13 protein-coding genes, 1 other RNA gene and 2 pseudogenes are annotated in these 16,029 nt (G+C 44.0%); 6 read left to right on the plus strand and 10 right to left on the minus strand.

Going from position 1 to position 16,029, the window contains the following annotated elements; translation table 11 throughout:
* Together H6G40_RS20590 and H6G40_RS23515 are read left to right on the plus strand one after the other, a co-directional pair.
* Positions 1-1,078: pseudogene (locus H6G40_RS20590) on the plus strand (RNA-guided endonuclease InsQ/TnpB family protein); the annotation flags it as partial.
* Between the two features lie 156 nt (positions 1,079-1,234).
* Positions 1,235-1,426 (plus strand): annotated as a pseudogene (locus tag H6G40_RS23515) (ParE family toxin-like protein); the annotation flags it as partial.
* A 277-nt stretch (positions 1,427-1,703) separates the two neighbouring features.
* On the opposite strand, the gene H6G40_RS20595 reads toward H6G40_RS23515, so the two are convergent.
* Positions 1,704-3,293 (minus strand): glycoside hydrolase family 57 protein, encoded by a 1,590-nt coding sequence (locus H6G40_RS20595; protein WP_004161142.1) that lies wholly within the window; start codon positions 3,291-3,293, stop codon positions 1,704-1,706.
* Between the two features lie 147 nt (positions 3,294-3,440).
* On the opposite strand from H6G40_RS20595, the gene H6G40_RS20600 reads away from it, so the two are divergent.
* Positions 3,441-4,595, plus strand: a complete 1,155-nt coding sequence (locus H6G40_RS20600; protein WP_002732648.1) for a histidine kinase — start codon at positions 3,441-3,443, stop codon at positions 4,593-4,595.
* Here H6G40_RS20600 and H6G40_RS20605 read toward each other — a convergent pair.
* Positions 4,573-5,400 carry an alpha/beta fold hydrolase gene (locus tag H6G40_RS20605; RefSeq protein ID WP_002733095.1) on the minus strand — a complete coding sequence of 276 codons (828 nt, stop codon included), beginning with the start codon at positions 5,398-5,400 and terminating at the stop codon, positions 4,573-4,575. The genes H6G40_RS20600 and H6G40_RS20605 overlap by 23 nt on opposite strands.
* A gap of 307 nt (positions 5,401-5,707) precedes the next feature.
* On the opposite strand from H6G40_RS20605, the gene rnpB reads away from it, so the two are divergent.
* Positions 5,708-6,204, plus strand: an RNA gene (gene rnpB / locus H6G40_RS20610) — RNase P RNA component class A.
* A gap of 139 nt (positions 6,205-6,343) precedes the next feature.
* On the plus strand, positions 6,344-7,048 hold the full coding sequence (gene rnc, locus H6G40_RS20615; RefSeq protein ID WP_002748582.1) for a ribonuclease III: 705 nt from the start codon (positions 6,344-6,346) through the stop codon (positions 7,046-7,048).
* A gap of 16 nt (positions 7,049-7,064) precedes the next feature.
* Here rnc and H6G40_RS20620 read toward each other — a convergent pair whose 3' ends face one another.
* The 4 genes from H6G40_RS20620 to H6G40_RS20635 form a co-directional block, all read right to left on the minus strand.
* Positions 7,065-8,135, minus strand: a complete 1,071-nt coding sequence (locus H6G40_RS20620) for a WD40 repeat domain-containing protein (RefSeq protein WP_002734102.1) — start codon at positions 8,133-8,135, stop codon at positions 7,065-7,067.
* Between the two features lie 87 nt (positions 8,136-8,222).
* The gene (locus H6G40_RS20625) at positions 8,223-8,516 is read right to left on the minus strand and encodes a hypothetical protein (protein ID WP_069475713.1); all 294 of its coding nucleotides are present in this window, start codon (positions 8,514-8,516) and stop codon (positions 8,223-8,225) included.
* A 110-nt stretch (positions 8,517-8,626) separates the two neighbouring features.
* A complete protein-coding gene (gene gshA, locus H6G40_RS20630) occupies positions 8,627-9,781 on the minus strand; it encodes a glutamate--cysteine ligase (protein WP_002734240.1) in 1,155 nt (384 codons plus the stop codon).
* Between the two features lie 39 nt (positions 9,782-9,820).
* Positions 9,821-10,213 (minus strand): pre-16S rRNA-processing nuclease YqgF, encoded by a 393-nt coding sequence (locus H6G40_RS20635; RefSeq protein WP_002733643.1) that lies wholly within the window; start codon positions 10,211-10,213, stop codon positions 9,821-9,823.
* A 128-nt stretch (positions 10,214-10,341) separates the two neighbouring features.
* On the opposite strand from H6G40_RS20635, the gene H6G40_RS20640 reads away from it, so the two are divergent.
* Positions 10,342-11,244 carry a DMT family transporter gene (locus H6G40_RS20640; protein ID WP_036395616.1) on the plus strand — a complete coding sequence of 301 codons (903 nt, stop codon included), beginning with the start codon at positions 10,342-10,344 and terminating at the stop codon, positions 11,242-11,244.
* A gap of 5 nt (positions 11,245-11,249) precedes the next feature.
* Here the strand turns inward: H6G40_RS20640 and H6G40_RS20645 are convergent, their stop codons facing one another.
* From H6G40_RS20645 to H6G40_RS20660, 4 genes are all read right to left on the minus strand, one after another.
* Complete coding sequence (locus H6G40_RS20645) at positions 11,250-12,500, minus strand: vWA domain-containing protein (RefSeq protein ID WP_002732528.1); 1,251 nt, start codon at positions 12,498-12,500, stop codon at positions 11,250-11,252.
* A 316-nt stretch (positions 12,501-12,816) separates the two neighbouring features.
* The gene (locus tag H6G40_RS20650) at positions 12,817-13,632 is read right to left on the minus strand and encodes a prohibitin family protein (RefSeq protein ID WP_002732478.1); all 816 of its coding nucleotides are present in this window, start codon (positions 13,630-13,632) and stop codon (positions 12,817-12,819) included.
* A 155-nt stretch (positions 13,633-13,787) separates the two neighbouring features.
* A complete protein-coding gene (locus H6G40_RS20655; protein WP_069475714.1) occupies positions 13,788-15,011 on the minus strand; it encodes a methionine gamma-lyase family protein in 1,224 nt (407 codons plus the stop codon).
* A 244-nt stretch (positions 15,012-15,255) separates the two neighbouring features.
* Positions 15,256-15,528 (minus strand): hypothetical protein, encoded by a 273-nt coding sequence (locus tag H6G40_RS20660; protein ID WP_176721705.1) that lies wholly within the window; start codon positions 15,526-15,528, stop codon positions 15,256-15,258.
* Between the last annotated feature and the right edge of the window lie 501 nt (positions 15,529-16,029).

Here is a 16,029-nt window from a genome sequence, read left to right on the forward strand (position 1 = left end):
CTATAATCAGATGGCCTCTCTGATGAAAAAGACAGAACAGTATCAAGCTTTACCCGCTAAAGTTTCCCAACAAGTTTTAAGAGGATTAGACCGGAACTGGCAATCATTTTTTGCCGCTTCATCGGAGTTTAAAAGTCACCCCGATAAATTTCTAGGAAAACCCAAAATCCCTAGCTATAAGGAGCCAAAAAAAGGAAGAAATCTCTTAGTTTACACGATTCAAGCTATAAGCAAAGTAGGTCTTAGGCAAGGAATAGTCAAACTATCAGGTACTTCAATTGCCTTGCCGACGAGAGTAGCGGAGCGCCTAGCAGAAGTCAGAATAGTTCCTAAATGTGATTGTTATGTAATCGAGGTAATTTATGAGAAAACCAAACATTTCTTAGCTCCTAATGAAAAAATAGCTGCGATAGATTTAGGCATAGATAATTTGATGGCTGTAACTTCAAATCAACCGGACTTTATCCCTTTGTTGATTAATGGCAGACCGTTAAAAAGCCTGAATCAATTTTATAACCAACGTCGGGCTAAGTTACAATCTCTGTTAAAAGGTAATCGTCAAAGTTCCCAGAGGATTCGCCGTTTAACTCGCTGTCGTAATCAGAAGATAGATAATTATCTTCACCGAGCTAGTCGTTATTTAGTCAATCTCTTAGTTGACCAAGAGATAACAACTTTAGTAATTGGGAAAAATGACGGTTGGAAACAAGAAGTGAACTTAGGAAAAGTCAACAATCAAAAATTTGTGACCATCCCTCATGCTCGATTAATTGACATGATTAGTTATAAATGTCAATTAGTAGGAATCTCTGTGATTATTCAAGAAGAATCCTATACCTCCGTTGCTAATTTTTTGAATGACGATCCTCTCCCTGTTTATGGACAGATAACTGAAAAACCAGTGTTTTCAGGAAACTGAATTTCGCGAGGGTTATATCGTACAGATAAGGGGATTCTGATTCAATCTGATGTCATGGGTTCCTACAATATTTTACGAAAAGCATTCCCAAATGCGTTTAACCGCTATGGGATAGAGAGGTGCGTAGTTCACCCAAGGAGAATCAATCTCTCGAAGTAAAAGTGAAAGGAATTTCTGAAATGGAATTCAGTCTGTCTATATTTGACTATACTTTTACTAACTATTTCCGACACAAAAATGAAATCAAGTGTCACCAAAATGTTTCGTAAACAGCTTAATAATCTTCCCGCATCAGTTCAGTAACAAGCAGCAAAAGCTTATGCACTCTGGCAAGAAGATCCGTATCACCCCAGCCTTCAGTTTAAACAAGTCAGTCAAAAGCAACCGATCTACTCCGCTCGTGTCAGCCTTAACTATCGGGCTTTGGGTTTGTTAGAGTCTGAGCATATTTATTGGTACTGGATTGGCGCACATGATGAGTATGATGAGTTGCTGAAACGGATGTAATTTTGGGGTAATCGGTGAAGATGCGGCATAACAACGCCGTCGAGCGGACAGCGGACGGGACTAATATTTGTGTATATTGCCAAAGCTATCTGCCGCTCTTCACTTTCGCTATTAGCCATCATCCATTCCCAATGCCTACTTCTGTATTATAAGTTGGGTACTATTTTTGTAGATAGTGCAGAAATCTACAGGAGATCAAGTAATGAGTGAATCAGAAAGCAACAAGGTGCGCTACAGCTTGTAACGCACCAAAATTTTTATTAATCTCTAACCGAGATTACAGAGGTCGATAGACACGGTAATCAATATTGGGGAAAATATTATCGATTTCCTCGACTTTTTCCAGCCAACCAGAGTCAATCTTCTCGGATTTCACATCTTCATAGATTTTATTTAACCGCAGCAGATGGGAACGAGTGCGCCGGACAGCATAGGGAACCATGGTACCGGTTCGCATAATAAAAGCCCAGTCAGAAGATTGCGCTAATAATAACTCCCGGGCCGCCTGATTTAAAGCCCGTTCCTGCAATTCATCCTCCGCTTCATGATGACTTAATTCAATCATCCGTTCCGTGCCTTTGTGCAGGTGAGGATAGATCCAAGCGTTGGTTTCATTTAGCCAGTATTCGTGAAAACCCTTATAACCCCAACTGGATTGGGAAGGACGACAGACCTGCTGATGGGGGTTAGACCGGAGATAATCCGCTAAATGGGTCATTTGGTAGATATTTTGGTCATACCAGGACTTGCGGAACAGAAAATCAATAAACCAGGGTCCCTCATACCACCAGTGACCAAATAACTCGGCATCGTAGGGAGAAACAACCAGGGGAGGACGGCCCATAATTCCCGCTAAACTCTCCACTTGTCGCTCGCGATTATACATAAAATTGCCCGCGTGTTCGGCGGCTTTTTCTTTGGCCCAGTAGGGGTCATAAAGCCCTTTTTCCGATAAACCACCGTCCCGGCTAGTAATTTTGTGGTATTTAATGCCTATATTCTTGCGTTGACCGTTGGGCATGATATAGGGCTTAATATACTCGTATTCCGCTTCCCAGCCCAAATCTTTATAGAATTCCCGATAAACTATATCCCCCGGATAACCGACTTGGGAAGACCAAACCTGTTGGGAAGATTCGTGGTCACGACCGAAAGCGGCCACCCCGGTTTCTGTGAAAATGGGCGCGTAACTGCCGTAACGGGGGCGCGGACGACCGTAGAGAATACCGTGGCCATCGACGAGGAAGTAACGAATGCCCGCATCGGCTAACATTCTTTCTACCCCTTCATAGTAGGCACATTCTGGCAACCAAATGCCCTTGGGACGACGACCAAAATTTTCTTCGTAGTGTTGACAGGCCACCTCAATTTGCGCCCACACCGCTTGTGGGTACATTTTCATCAGGGGCATATAACCATGGGTCGCACCACAGGTGATAATTTCTAGGTTATTACTGTCGAGGAATTGTTTAAAGGCTTTGACCAGATCTCCATCGTATTTTTCCCAAGTTTGTCGGATACTTTGGAAGGATTCAGCGTAATATTCGGCTAAGTAGCGAATATGGCCATTATGTTGATTATGGTCGATTTCTTTAGCAATTAATTCTTCTAACTTACCTAAGTGTTCTTCATAACGCTCTTGCAGTAACGGATCCCGCAGCATCGACACCAAAGGCGGAGTCATGCTCATGGTCATTTTAAAATCGATACCATCCCGCTTGAGACCTTCAAAAACTTGCAGGAGAGGGATGTAGGTTTCTGTGATTGCTTCGTATAACCATTCTTCTTCGAGGACGTAATCGCTTTCGGGATGGCGGACGAAAGGGAGATGCGCGTGGAGAACTAGGGCAACATAGCCAAAAGCCATAGGATTTCTTCTTAGAATTAAGGAATAAAACTTTAAGATTAGGTTGAGTAGATTTTATACTATCTTAAGCTTCTACAATAAAGAATATGATAAAAGTCGATCGACGATCGATCGATCCCGTTAATCCCTAGGTTTACTAATTTTCCGATGCTCCCATCTAACGAGCCACTGACTGCTTTAGGAAGAGAGACGACAACGCCTCTCTCGATTCAACTTTTGCTATTTGTTGATGACCGTCCCAGTTCTCAAGAAATTATCCGTCAAATTCAGTCCTATCTCCAGTCTTTACAGTCTGATTACCCAATTGACCTACAAATCATCGAAATTCGCCAGCAACCTCATTTAGTCGAACATTTTCGCCTTGTAGCTACCCCCGCCTTGGTCAAAATTGCCCCCGGTCCCCGTCATACCCTCGCGGGCAGCAATCTGGTGGAACAGTTTAAAAAATGGTTGGTACGTTGGCAAAAAGCGATTAAAGAGGAGATTAAAAATGATCACGCTGAGGATGGACAACTTCAAGAGGTGGAACATTCGGGCGAACTCATCCGCATTGCCGATGAGGTTTTTCGTCTCAAACAGGAAAAGGAAGAATTATTAGAACAATTAAAATTTAAAGACCAAATTTTGGCTATGTTAGCCCACGATTTACGCAGTCCTCTTACCGCTGCTTCCATCGCTGTGGAAACCCTCGAATTAGCCTATCATCAACCGGATACGGAGCGCAGTCTGCAATTACGAGAACAACTGCACCAACAGGCCCGCAAACAGTTCCGGATTATGAACCGTTTGATCACAGATATTCTGCAAGCTTCTAAGAGCATGGCGGCGCAATTCACTCTCCACCAGAGTAAATTTTATCTGCAAGCTCTTTGTCAGGAAATTTTGTCTCAATTTACCGATACTTTTCAGGAAAAGACTTTAATTTTCCAAAGCGATATCCCCCAAGATCTGCCCCCCGTCTATGCTGATGAGGAGTTAATCCGACAGGTGATTATTAATCTCTTGGAGAATGGGATCAAATATACTCCCGCTGGCGGCGCAATTACCCTTTCTGTCCTTCATCGTACTACTCAAAAAGTACAGGTGAGCATCAGTGATACTGGCCCCGGCATTCCCGAAGAAAAACAAGAGCATATTTTTGAGGGTCATGTGCGTCTCAAACGGGATGAGGGTAAAGAAGGTTATGGCATCGGGTTATCGGTCTGTCGCAAGATTATTCGCGCCCACTACGGTCAAATTTGGGTGGATAGTGTCCCCGACCACGGCAGTAGTTTTCACTTCACTCTGCCAGTTTATCGCTAAAATGCGCCGCTAACCAATTATCAATGTCCCCTAAAACTAAGTCAGGGATTTCCCAGGGGAACAGATGGGCCGTTTCTGGGTAACATTTCCACTGAGACAGTTTCAGGTTTTCGGCCGTTTCTTGGCTCGAGGCACTGGTAATATGGCGATCATTTGCCCCCGCCAGAACTAAGCAGGGAATTGTGATTTTGTCAAGAGATTTTAAACAATTGTAACCTTTTTTTAAAGCCCGATTTAAAGCGCGATTAGCAGCTGGAGAAGTGCCTAAGTAGGCGGTAACAGCATCTTGAGCGAGATATTGATAGGATATCGCTTGATGTTGTGAAAAAAGGTACTGAAACAGCGAACGACGGGCAAAAGTATCAATATTCCAACGCCATCCCGGTTTAATCTGATTGAGAATTGCCGCTATCCCCGTCAAGATCAGATCTGTGGTGCTGACAGGAGGATGACTACCCCAAGGCCGTGCGGCCGAGGCCACGAGAATTAAACCAGGAAAGCGATCGGGATGCCGCAATACTAATTCCAGTGCGATTATACCCCCCAAAGACCAACCGAGAATTAAACATTGCTGGATTTTTTGGCGATCGAGCAGCTCGATTAAATCCTCTAGATGTTCTTCTAGCTGAAAATCCAGGCGATAACGACTTTTACCGTAGCCGCGCAGATCCGGGGCCAGGGTTTGCCAACGTTGGCAAAAGTGATCGGTAAATACAGACATACTACCTGCCGAACCGGGATGACCGTGCAGACATAGGATCGGGTAGCCATTACCTTTGATGTTAACGTTGAGAGCGATCGACATTGATCAGTTATCAGTTATCAGTTATCAGTTACCAGTTACCAGTTATCAGATTTGAGTTTTAAGTGAGCAGTATGTAAGTACCTAAGCAAAATTAATTACACACATCTAACCCCGCTCTTGCCTCTTGCCTCTTGCCTCTTGCCTATCTTCACTAGGAAATTAATTTTGCACGACTACTTATTAAGCGAGCAGTATTAAATAGCAGTTTCCTGCTGTCTTTTCACTGTTCACTGTTTACTGATCACTGATTATTGACTAGGATATATGAGCGATCGAGTCTCTGGTAAGTCATACTAGAGAATAAGAGAGAGTTGGTCTAGAGGTTGCGGGGTCATTTGATTAATGATTCCGAGGAAAGTCCGAACTCCCGAAAGACCACACTTGCTGGATAACGTCCAGTGCGCGTGAGCGTGAGGATAGTGCCACAGAAAAATACCGCCCCCTTTTTTCAGTAATCAGTAATCAGTAATCAGTAACGAAAGTAAATTCACTGATAACTAATAACTTTTCACTGATAACTTTCCACTGATAACTGATAACTGATAACTGATAACTGATTGGGGGTAAGGGTGCAAAGGTGCGGTAAGAGCGCACCAGCAGTATCGAGAGGTACTGGCTCGGTAAACCCCAGTGGGGAGCAAGGTGGAGGGACAAAGGTTGGTCTTTTTCCTGTCCCGTTTTTAGGAACCGCTTGAGGTAATTGGTAACAATTATCCCAGATAGATAACCTCTATTCCAACAAAGGTAAAAGCAATTTTACTGCTGTTGGGAAATACAGAATTCGGCTTATGTCTGACTCTCTCCTTTATCAGTTATCAGTTATCAGTATTCAGGAGTTAGTTATCAGGAGTCAGGAGTCAGTATTCAGGAGATAGGAGATTGCTTTTATTTATTCTCCCCACACCCCACACCCCACACCCTACACCCCCTTCTTCCCGCTCCCATGTCCTTAAGTGATCCGCGTCGCCAAAAACAATTAAAAACCCTAGTGGAAAAGCTGGGTTTATCAGCTGATGTCCCCGTCAGATGGGATTTATTAGATTTAGCTCTAACTCATCCCAGTGTTTCGCGTGATAAGAATTATGAACAATTGGAATTTGTAGGCGATTCTGTGGTAAGACTCGTGGCGGCGGAGGTATTGTTAGAAACCTATCCGGAGGCGCTCGTGGGAGAATTTGCTGCCCTGCGATCGATGATGGTTAGCGATCGCACTCTGGCGGAATTTGCGGATCGCTACGGTTTCGAGCGTTATTTATTGGTATCAAGTAGTACGAGTATTGATCGGGCGGGGCGAATTTCTCGACTAGCAGACGCTTTTGAGGCGGTCTTGGGAGCATTATATCTTAGTACACAGACAATGATTTTAGTGCGTTCTTGGTTAGATGAACCACTGCGGGAAAAAGCGGCCGAAATCCGTCGAGATCCGGCCCGCCAGAATTATAAGGATGCCTTGCAGGAGTGGACACAAGCAAAATACAAAAAACTGCCGCAATATTTAGTTAAAGAAATCAATGGTTTAGATCAAGAACGTTTTTGCGCGGAAGTGTGGTTAAATGAGCAGAAATTAGGAGTGGGAACTGGCAGAAGCAAAAAAGCAGCGGAACAGGCAGCGGCGAAATCGGCTTTTCTAGAAGTGGTTAAAGGCTAAATGGGGGCATTTTTGCCTAACGAACGAATTGCCAGAGGCGAATTTTAAAATCATAATTACCACTAGCCAAATACTGCCCATCGGGACTAAAAGCTAGGGATTCCACCCAGTCGGAATTATTATCAAACCAGGCCAATTGTTTCCCCGTGGTCACATCCCATAAACGCACACCGTCATTACTAGCACTAGCGAGAATTTGTCCCTTAGGATGGAGTGCCAGGGAACGGATTCGGGCCGTATGACCGACGAGGGTAAATAATAACTGATTATTGCTCGTATCCCAGATTTTAATCGTGCGGTCTAAACTACCGGTAATTAAATTTTTACCGTCGGGAGTGTATAAAAGCTGGCTCACCGCTTGGGGATGGGCAGCAAATTTCGATAAAAATTTGCCCTCGCGGATGTCCCAAAAATGTACCTCACCGTTTTCATGACCGCTGGCAAGGGTGACACCATCGGATTTCATGCCTAAGGAATAAACAAAATTACCCACCCAATTTAAACGATAGAGGGGACGGCGGGGGGGTTGCACTGTCCAGAGGCGAATTCCTTCCAAACCACCACTAATTAACGTTTTACCATCGGGAGTAACGGTAAGGGCGAGGACCGTATTACCGTGTTCGAGGGCAATTCCCAAATACTTGCCTTCCACCAGATTCCAAAAATTAATCGAACCATCTAAACCGCTACTAACTAATAATCTTTCGTTGGGACTAATGGCTAAAGCTTTGACGCTGGTTCTTTGGGCCCGAGTTTGGGAAACTTTTTGCCCTGTTTTTACGGACCAAATTCTCAGGAGAGGATCCGTATCACTACCACCAGCGAGAACTAATTGGTTATCGGGGCTGAAAATCACAGCATTAGGGGTGGATTGTTGCCCTTCTAGGGTTTTAGCGAGGGTAAGTCTGCCTAAACCTTCTACTAGGATAGTTTCTGGGGTTTTTTCGCCACTTTCAGCCGCGGGTTTAGGGGGAGCAATAGGACTTTGGGCCTGACTAAGCTGATGTTGCCCGATTGTCAGCGTGGTTAAGACACTGACCACAATTGCCCCGACAAGTTTCTCCCCACCCGTAAATCGGAATTTCATAAATTTAGTTGAATATTAACAAATGAACGGTGCTATAGATTCTAGCCTTTGAGGGGATTGATTGCCAAGCAAGGTCAGATTTCTGAGCTAAGAAGGTCGATTTTTTTCGTTTTTCAGGGTTGGTAAAGCTACTTGACCCGATTGGGGCGGTAAATAGTATCTTGCGGCTTCTTCTTTGTTGATTGCCTTGCTTTTTTGGCTCTGTTGCCACCTGGCGAATATAGCGATCGCCATAATCGTTGCCCCTAAGGATAGCAGTGTCCATCTTTGTCCTAGAACCCCGATGATGACATCTATTGCCGCTGCGGTAAAGATAAAGCTAGTTATTGGTTCTTGACGGTAAGCTTTCTTGAGGAAACGCGGCCAGAGGAGATTACTCATTTTATCTATTATTTCTACGGTTTCGATAATTCCAGCTTATCCTATCATCCTGAAAAATGTTGTCGATATAACCTCAAGAGAGCCAAATAATTAGAGAAAAAGTCTTTTATTCAGGCAACTAGAATATGTTGACATAATTTATGTTCTAACTCTCGTTCCTGTTTTTCTAGGGTAATAATCGCCTGTTTGATAATACTTTTAACATCCATCCCCTGGTCGGATTGTTTTAACCATTGTTGTGCGGTGTTACCTTCACGGAGGATTTTTTGTAGGGGAGAGAGGAAACAACTAAAACCCTTTTCTTTAGCAACGGGATAAACTTGAACATAGAGGTCTTTAATCCAATCCCTAGCTAAGATTTCCCGGCCATCGTACCAATGTCTCAGGGTGGCATCAAGACTAAAACGTGCGGCAGCCTGTTCGTTTTCTTGGGTTAAAGTTAATAAATCCTCGCTGCGATTGCTACTGGGTAATTGACTTAAAATTAAGGGGTCTAATTGGGGATCTTGTAAAAGTTGAGTTAAACGGGCCTCTAAAAAAGCCATAACTGCTAATAAACTAATAGGATCAGCAATCAGGTCACAAATTCGCAATTCTAGACGATTGAGATTATAGGGACGATTGCTACCGTTAGGACGTACCGAAACCCAGAGATGACGAACATTCTGCATCGTACCGAGTTTTAATTGTTCCTCGGTCCAAGTGACAAAATGTTTATGACTTTCAAAGAGGGGAACATAAGCGGGAGTTTGGGGGAAAACTTGCCAACGACGGGAATGGGAACCGGTGATTTTACCGTCGAGAAAGGGAGAGGAAGCACTTAAAGCCAAGTATAAAGGAGCTTCTAGGCGAATTAAGCGACAGGCACGCATTAAATCCTCATAATCGCTAATACCGACGTTAATATGAATACTGGCCGTGACTACATTAGTGCCGTAGGTCTGTTCGATATAGTCATGATAGGGATTGTGGGGGTCACTGCGATAAAAATATTGACTATCGCCCAAGGAGAGGGTACTGCCGGGGATGAGGGTATAATCGCCTAAACGACGCAAATATTGCCGTAGAGCTAGACGAGGTTTTAAAGTAGCGCATAAAAGACGGTCATAGTTAGTCATGGGAGCCGTAGTATATTCTACGTTACGACTATCCGGTTCCCGGACAAAACCATCTAAATCCTTGACAATGCGATCGGATAAACCGATAATTTCTCCGGCTGCTGTTCCGGTGTACATTTCCACTTCAAAACCTTTACTTAGGAGCATCGTCAATTCACCCTGCTGTGTCTATTTTGTAGTGTGACATTATTTTGACTGTAAATGACGTTCAATCAGCAGAATCGCCACTATATCATCAATGGGGCGATCGGGAAGACGCATACCTTGGGGGATGAGTTTCTGTAATCCTTTGGGGGGAAACATCAGCCAATAGCGATCGCGAGCTTCTAGGGTACTATTGCGTTCATCTACTAGAGTAATCGGGATGGTGACACGAGCGGCAATTTTTTCGTGCCAACTTTTTGAGGTGGTTTGATTCCCCATCACCAATAATTCGATCGGATATTGTTGACAGAGACTGGCTAAACGCTCGATCGCTTGTGACGATGCTATCACCTCATGGGTATAAATTTTCCCCGTCGATGACCTGACGGCGATCCCACATTTATCCTTACCCGGATCAAAACCGAGAATACACATAGTTTTTATCTTCTGCAGCAGTGGTCGGTTTTATTAAATCACTAAATTAGCGGGGGTGTGGGAAGTGGGGATAATAAATAAAAATAGTCTCGGAGTCTTCTTAATACTGTCTCCTGACAAATATGATAATGCTCAACGGATTTAGTCTCGGTGAAAATTTAACGGGAGAGATAGCGGCTTTGAGTGCGGCGGCGCTTTGGGCGGTTTCTGCGGCGATTTATAGCCTATTAGGCCAGAAAATCCCGCCTTTATTGCTTAATTTTCTGAAAGGAGTAGTCGCGATCGCTTTAATTGCCCTGACGCTGCCCCTTTCTGGACAATGGCGCGGTATTAATCAACAAAGTTCGGTATTTATACTCTTGACAAGTGGCGCAATTGGTATAGGAATCGGTGACACGGCCTATTTTACCGCCCTTAATTATTTGGGACCGCGAAAAACCCTCCTGTTAGAAACCCTTTCGCCTCCGTTGGGGGCAATTCTAGCGGCGACTTTTTTGGGGGAATCCCTGAAAATATCGGCTTATATTGGCATTATTTTGACCATCTTCGGGGTTGCTTGGGTTATTTCCGAAAAAACTCCCGAAATCAATAGTCAACGCCCCTGGCGGCAAGGAATTGCCTGGGCTTTAATTGCGGCGATTTCCCAAGCGGTGGGGGCGGTTTTATCTCGTCAGGCACTGGTGCAGTCGGGAATGTCTTCTTTGCAGAGTGCCCTGTTTCGTCTGTTAGCGGGGACGGGAATAGTGTTAATTCTGATGTTTTTTCGCCGTCAGGAATCATCACCACCGATTAACTGGTCATTGCGTCTGATTGCTATTATTATTGTCACTGCTTTCGGCAGTACGTTTTTAGGCATTTGGTTACAGCAAACTGCTTTAAAATTCTCTCCTGTGGGTATTGCCCAAACTCTCACCGCTACCAGTCCTTTATTTGTCCTGCCGATCGCAGCCATGATGGGGGATCGGATTAACTTGCGGGCGATTTTCGGAGTGACAATTGCTTTGCTAGGAATTGGGATTTTGTTTCAATAAGTAGTTTATTCATCGGTTTGTAGTCTTGTTTTAGCAATAATACGGGTTTTCTTTAAATCCCCCTCGCTCAATTCTTCTCCCACCTGTAAACGGGTGGCATTAGTTTGGAGGACAGTGGCGGCATTTTTCTCTCCCAATTGTAGGGCCGTTTTGGCTGCGGTTTGTAGCATGGTGGCTGCGGCTGCTCGATCGCCCTGTTTTAATTTTTCTTCGGCGATTTGGGTTTGACGATATTTGGCTAAAGTCAGAATTGATTTCTGAACTTGATCGTTTAATTGGGATTGATAGAGAGCTTGGGAGGTGATATCAAGGCTAAAAGTCGCAGTTTCTAGCCCTTTTTGACCGGAAGCGGGATCATCGTAGCGAATCTTCACCTTAGCTATGGTGTGAGTACCGGGGGGAATTTGGTCAATATAGAGATTGAGGAGGAGAATTTTTTCTTCATCTATCATTAAATCCCCCAAACGGGTGATGTAAAAATTGCCCTCTTTTTGTAGGCTCATTTCTATAGTTTCTGGGGCAACTTGGGCAATGGGTTTTAAGTCGGCTAAATGAGTCCGAGCATCTAATTCTAATTGCAGGAAAGCGTTAGTTAACCGCACAGATTGCAGACGGTTAAACAGACGAGTAAATTCAATTAAAGCCTGTTCGGGTCTTTCGATATAGGATAAACTTCCGCCGGCGATATCGGCAATTTTTTCTAGGATATCTTGATTCCAATGATCGCCAAAACCGAAGGTATTTAAGGTGATACCGTACTCAGCTGCTACTGCGGCTAATTTTAAACAGCGTTGATTATCTCCGTGTTCATTTTCACCATCGGTAAGCAGAAAAATATGAGATACATAACCTTTGCTGCCGCTGGAACTTTCTTGAATGCCTAATTTTATCCCTTCATCGATCGCCGTACCTCCTCCCGCTCGTAATTGTTGAATTTTTGAGCGAATTAAGGTCAGATCATCCTGTCGCGATTGGGAGGGAAGAATAACTTTAGCGCGATGATCGAAAGCTATCACCGAGAGACGATCATTAACTCCGAGGGATTCTATTAAACTTAAAGCCGCTTTTTTGACCGTTTCTAGGGGTTTTCCCTGCATAGAACCGCTATGATCGAGAACTAAACAAAGATTAATCGGTAAATTTGTGTCAATCTGTTCACTGGTGGCGGCGATCGATAGCATCAGTTGACGTTGACTGCTGCTTTGATTAGCATCGATATTACTGTCACTCAAGGCCGATTTTAGAGTTACCCGCATAAGAGTTTTTAATCGTGGTCGTTGATATTTATATTCTAATGAGTATAGTTAAATTTGTGCTTATTTTCTCGTCTGGCATCGAGTTAGACAAGTTGGAAACTGGGTGCATCTCATTTTTGTCAATCTACGATACTCACCTGTGGTTGTTCATATATTGGGAATAATTTAAAAATCACTGATAATTCCCGATTGTCGATATTTTTACTAAGTTAAGATGCAGCCCCAGCAGTTCTTGTGGGAAATTTTACCTTAGCCAGTCGGCCCTATTCTTTCGTGGAAGTCATGGTAAAATCTCTTTAATGCGAACTAAAGTTATTTACTTTTTTTGAGATGATAATAAATTGGAATCGATATTGATCAGGGGAAGGGAGCCTGAACCAGCCATGACGATAGGAAAACGTCCATCCCACTTTTCGATTGCTCGTTGTTGTAAAATTTCTGCTGTTAGGTTTTGGCGCAATAGTTTTTGAGCTTCTGCCTGTCCCTTCGCACGGTTGATTTCCGCTTTCGCTTCCTGTGCTGCTTGTTGTGCGCGAAAAGCAGCTTCTTGTGCCTTTTGTTCTGCTACTTGTTTGGCTTCAATCGCCGCGTTAAACTCTTCAGAAAAACCAAAATTAACGAGAGATACATCATTGATAATTATCCCATAACGTCTTAGTCTTTGGGCGAGGGAAGTGTCAATTTCACGTTTGAGTTCTCCTCGCTCTTGCAAGATATTTTGTACGGCACGTTGTGCTGTTGCTGCTTTGACAATTTCCGATACTGCTGGGTTGATAATACCAGAGACAATCTCATTGATATCCCCAACTTGTTGATAAATCTGATTGACTTTGTCGGGGTCGATGTGCCAGTTAACGATAATAGTTGTTTCCACATCTTGCAAATCTTTAGAAGCTCCTTTTGCCTTTACTTCCGTTGTTTGCACTCGAACGTTGAGGGTCTTGATCTTGGTGACAATCGGTATAACAGGATGAATTCCTTCATCGAGGATTTGTTTTTGCACTTTGCCAAAGTACATGACAACGCCGCGTTCGCCAGTATCAATAACGGCAAAAGGGCGCAGTATGGTAGTAAAAGCTAATATTAAAATTCCCCCCGCTATGAATGGGAACATATTGCGATTGTAATTCATGACAAATCCTTAGATATTTGATCGGTTTTATCGTACCACTGTTATTATAATCCTGTTTAAAAAGTATGGGAAAGTGGTGAGAAATAATCCATAACTGAGTTTTTAAAGTTCGATTGGGATTAACTAGAGGAGAGAAGGAAAGTGAGAGGGACCGTTTAAGATAAAGCGGCGATCGCTTGTTCTAAAGCTAGGGAAATATGGGTCCAATGGGTTCCCCCCTGACAAAAAACGATATAGGGTTCCCGTAGGGGTCCATCGGCGGAGAATTCCGAGGTGCTACCATCGATAAACGTGCCACCAGCCATCACTACTTGGCTCTCATAGCCCGGCATTTGGGCAGGAATGGGATCCAAGTAGGAACCGATGGGAGAATAGGCTTGAATGGCTTTACAGAAGGCAATCAGCTTATCGGGGGAACCGAGTTTAATCGCTTGAATAATATCGCGTCGAGGCACAAAAGGGGCAGGATTGACCGGATAACCCAACTTATCGCCCACATAGGCGATTAAATGACTGCCTTTCATCGCTTCTCCCACCATTTGCGGCGCTAGAAACAATCCCTGATAAAGGAGACGATTTTGGTCAAAAGTTGCCCCTCCCTCGCTACCGATCCCCGGTGCTGTCAGACGATAGCAGGCCATTTCCACTAATTCCGCTTTACCTGCTATGTATCCCCCGGCCGTGACAATTGTACCTCCGGGGTTTTTAATTAGAGAACCGGCCATCAGATCTGCCCCCACGTCGGTGGGTTCTTGGGTGTTGATAAATTCCCCATAGCAATTATCGACAAAACAGACCGTATTCGGATTTTGTTGTTTAACTATACGGACAATTCTCTCGATTTCGTCAATAGACAAACTCGATCGCCAGGAATAACCGCAGGATCTTTGAATATGCACTAAACGGGTTTGGGGTTTCACTGCTGTTGCCAAAGCCAACCAATCGATCGCACCGGTAGAATCTAGCTCTAATTGCCGATAACTAACGCCAAAATCCTTTAAAGAGCCTTGACCACTGCCCCTAATTCCAATTACTTCCTCTAGGGTATCGTAGGGCGCACCGGCTACCGCTAACATCTCATCCCCAGGTCGGAGAACCCCATACAAGGCACAGGCGATCGCATGGGTTCCTGAAACAAATTGTACTCGCACCGCTGCCTTTTCGGCCCCCAGGGCTTGGGCGAACACTTGATCTAAAGTATCCCGTCCCAAGTCATCATGACCATAACCACTAACACTAGCAAAATGATGCACCCCGACGCGGTTTGCACGGAAAGCAGCGAGGACTTGACGGAGATTTTCCTTGACCTGTGCGTCAATTTCCGAAAAGATGGGGAGAAGGGACTTTTCTGCCCTGTGGAGTAGAGAGGGGATATCCATCAAACAATAGATTCTGATCTGTATTGCATTTACCTTAAATGTCGGCTTGGAGAAACCCTCGGTTTTACCTCGGAGATGAAAAGCCGACCAATATAGAACAGCACTTCGACAGGCTCAGTGTCCACATTTCGACACATTTCGACACATTTCGACAGGCTCAATGTCAAGGCTCAATGTCAAGGCTCAATGTCAAGGCTCAGTGACACGAAGCACAACTCTAAACAGTTGTGTTAAAATCTAAGAGTCAACAGGTTGAAATGCCGCTCACATCGTGGAAATCCCGTTGCAATAGTACGGCACTTTTGAGGAGAAAAAAGAAGACAAGAGCCACCCGAAAACTCTTAAAACAGGGGAGTAAGTCTTTTCCAAGACTGAAATAAACTAAAAACATTTTGCCGTAAGGCAGATAGGGTAGGGCATACCCGGATATTGGTTGAAAGACCAAAACGCTTGGAGAGCTATCCACAAGTGGACAACTAGATAACAAGTGATATTCTAGTAGGTTCGGATAGGACATAATCGTGTAAGACGTGAGTAGGGGAAACCAGAAAGCGCAGTGATTAGCTCAAGAATCCCTCGCCTGAGCGCTTCGGGGATTGTCAACAAGCCTACTGATCATACAACGCCAATCCTTCCCTTAAAACAGCTCCCAAGGTTGACCCTAGTAATGATTAGAGCGGCCCGCCGGGGGGAGGTGCGGCTCCCTGTGGTGGGGCCCCGGGTATGGTTGATTCATTTAAATTAAGTATAGCTGATTTTGAGTCAATAAATTTGATCGAGGATTCTCAAGTTTATCTTTTTCTAATCAGAAGAGTTAGTCATAATAACTAATCTTTAATCTTCTGCCAATATTTATTATGAATAGATTGATAAAGCCTGTTCCCAAGCCACTAAAAGCCTATCTCTCTTGAAATTGTCTGAGAGTACATCCTGTTAATTTAGCTAATTTTTCTGCTTCTTACGTCGATAAAACTATCAGTTTTTCCCAACGTTCAGCTAACCACCTCTGTCCCTCCGT

Origin of the sequence: Microcystis viridis FACHB-1342 (genome assembly GCF_014698335.1) — a bacterium.
GTDB lineage: Bacteria > Cyanobacteriota > Cyanobacteriia > Cyanobacteriales > Microcystaceae > Microcystis > Microcystis ichthyoblabe_A.

Excerpts from the sequence above, each read along its gene's own strand:
- H6G40_RS20650 (WP_002732478.1), bottom strand. The coding sequence starts at position 13,632 with ATGAATTACAATCGCAATATGTTCCCATTCATAGCGGGGGGAATTTTA.
- H6G40_RS20640 (WP_036395616.1), top strand. The coding sequence starts at position 10,342 with ATGCTCAACGGATTTAGTCTCGGTGAAAATTTAACGGGAGAGATAGCG.
- H6G40_RS20635 (WP_002733643.1), bottom strand. The coding sequence starts at position 10,213 with ATGTGTATTCTCGGTTTTGATCCGGGTAAGGATAAATGTGGGATCGCC.
- H6G40_RS20600 (WP_002732648.1), top strand. The coding sequence starts at position 3,441 with ATGCTCCCATCTAACGAGCCACTGACTGCTTTAGGAAGAGAGACGACA.
- rnc (WP_002748582.1), top strand. The coding sequence starts at position 6,344 with ATGTCCTTAAGTGATCCGCGTCGCCAAAAACAATTAAAAACCCTAGTG.
- H6G40_RS20660 (WP_176721705.1), bottom strand. The coding sequence starts at position 15,528 with ATGTCCTATCCGAACCTACTAGAATATCACTTGTTATCTAGTTGTCCA.
- H6G40_RS20620 (WP_002734102.1), bottom strand. The coding sequence starts at position 8,135 with ATGAAATTCCGATTTACGGGTGGGGAGAAACTTGTCGGGGCAATTGTG.
- H6G40_RS20645 (WP_002732528.1), bottom strand. The coding sequence starts at position 12,500 with ATGCGGGTAACTCTAAAATCGGCCTTGAGTGACAGTAATATCGATGCT.
- gshA (WP_002734240.1), bottom strand. The coding sequence starts at position 9,781 with ATGCTCCTAAGTAAAGGTTTTGAAGTGGAAATGTACACCGGAACAGCA.
- H6G40_RS20595 (WP_004161142.1), bottom strand. The coding sequence starts at position 3,293 with ATGGCTTTTGGCTATGTTGCCCTAGTTCTCCACGCGCATCTCCCTTTC.
- H6G40_RS20655 (WP_069475714.1), bottom strand. The coding sequence starts at position 15,011 with ATGGATATCCCCTCTCTACTCCACAGGGCAGAAAAGTCCCTTCTCCCC.
- H6G40_RS20625 (WP_069475713.1), bottom strand. The coding sequence starts at position 8,516 with ATGAGTAATCTCCTCTGGCCGCGTTTCCTCAAGAAAGCTTACCGTCAA.
- H6G40_RS20605 (WP_002733095.1), bottom strand. The coding sequence starts at position 5,400 with ATGTCGATCGCTCTCAACGTTAACATCAAAGGTAATGGCTACCCGATC.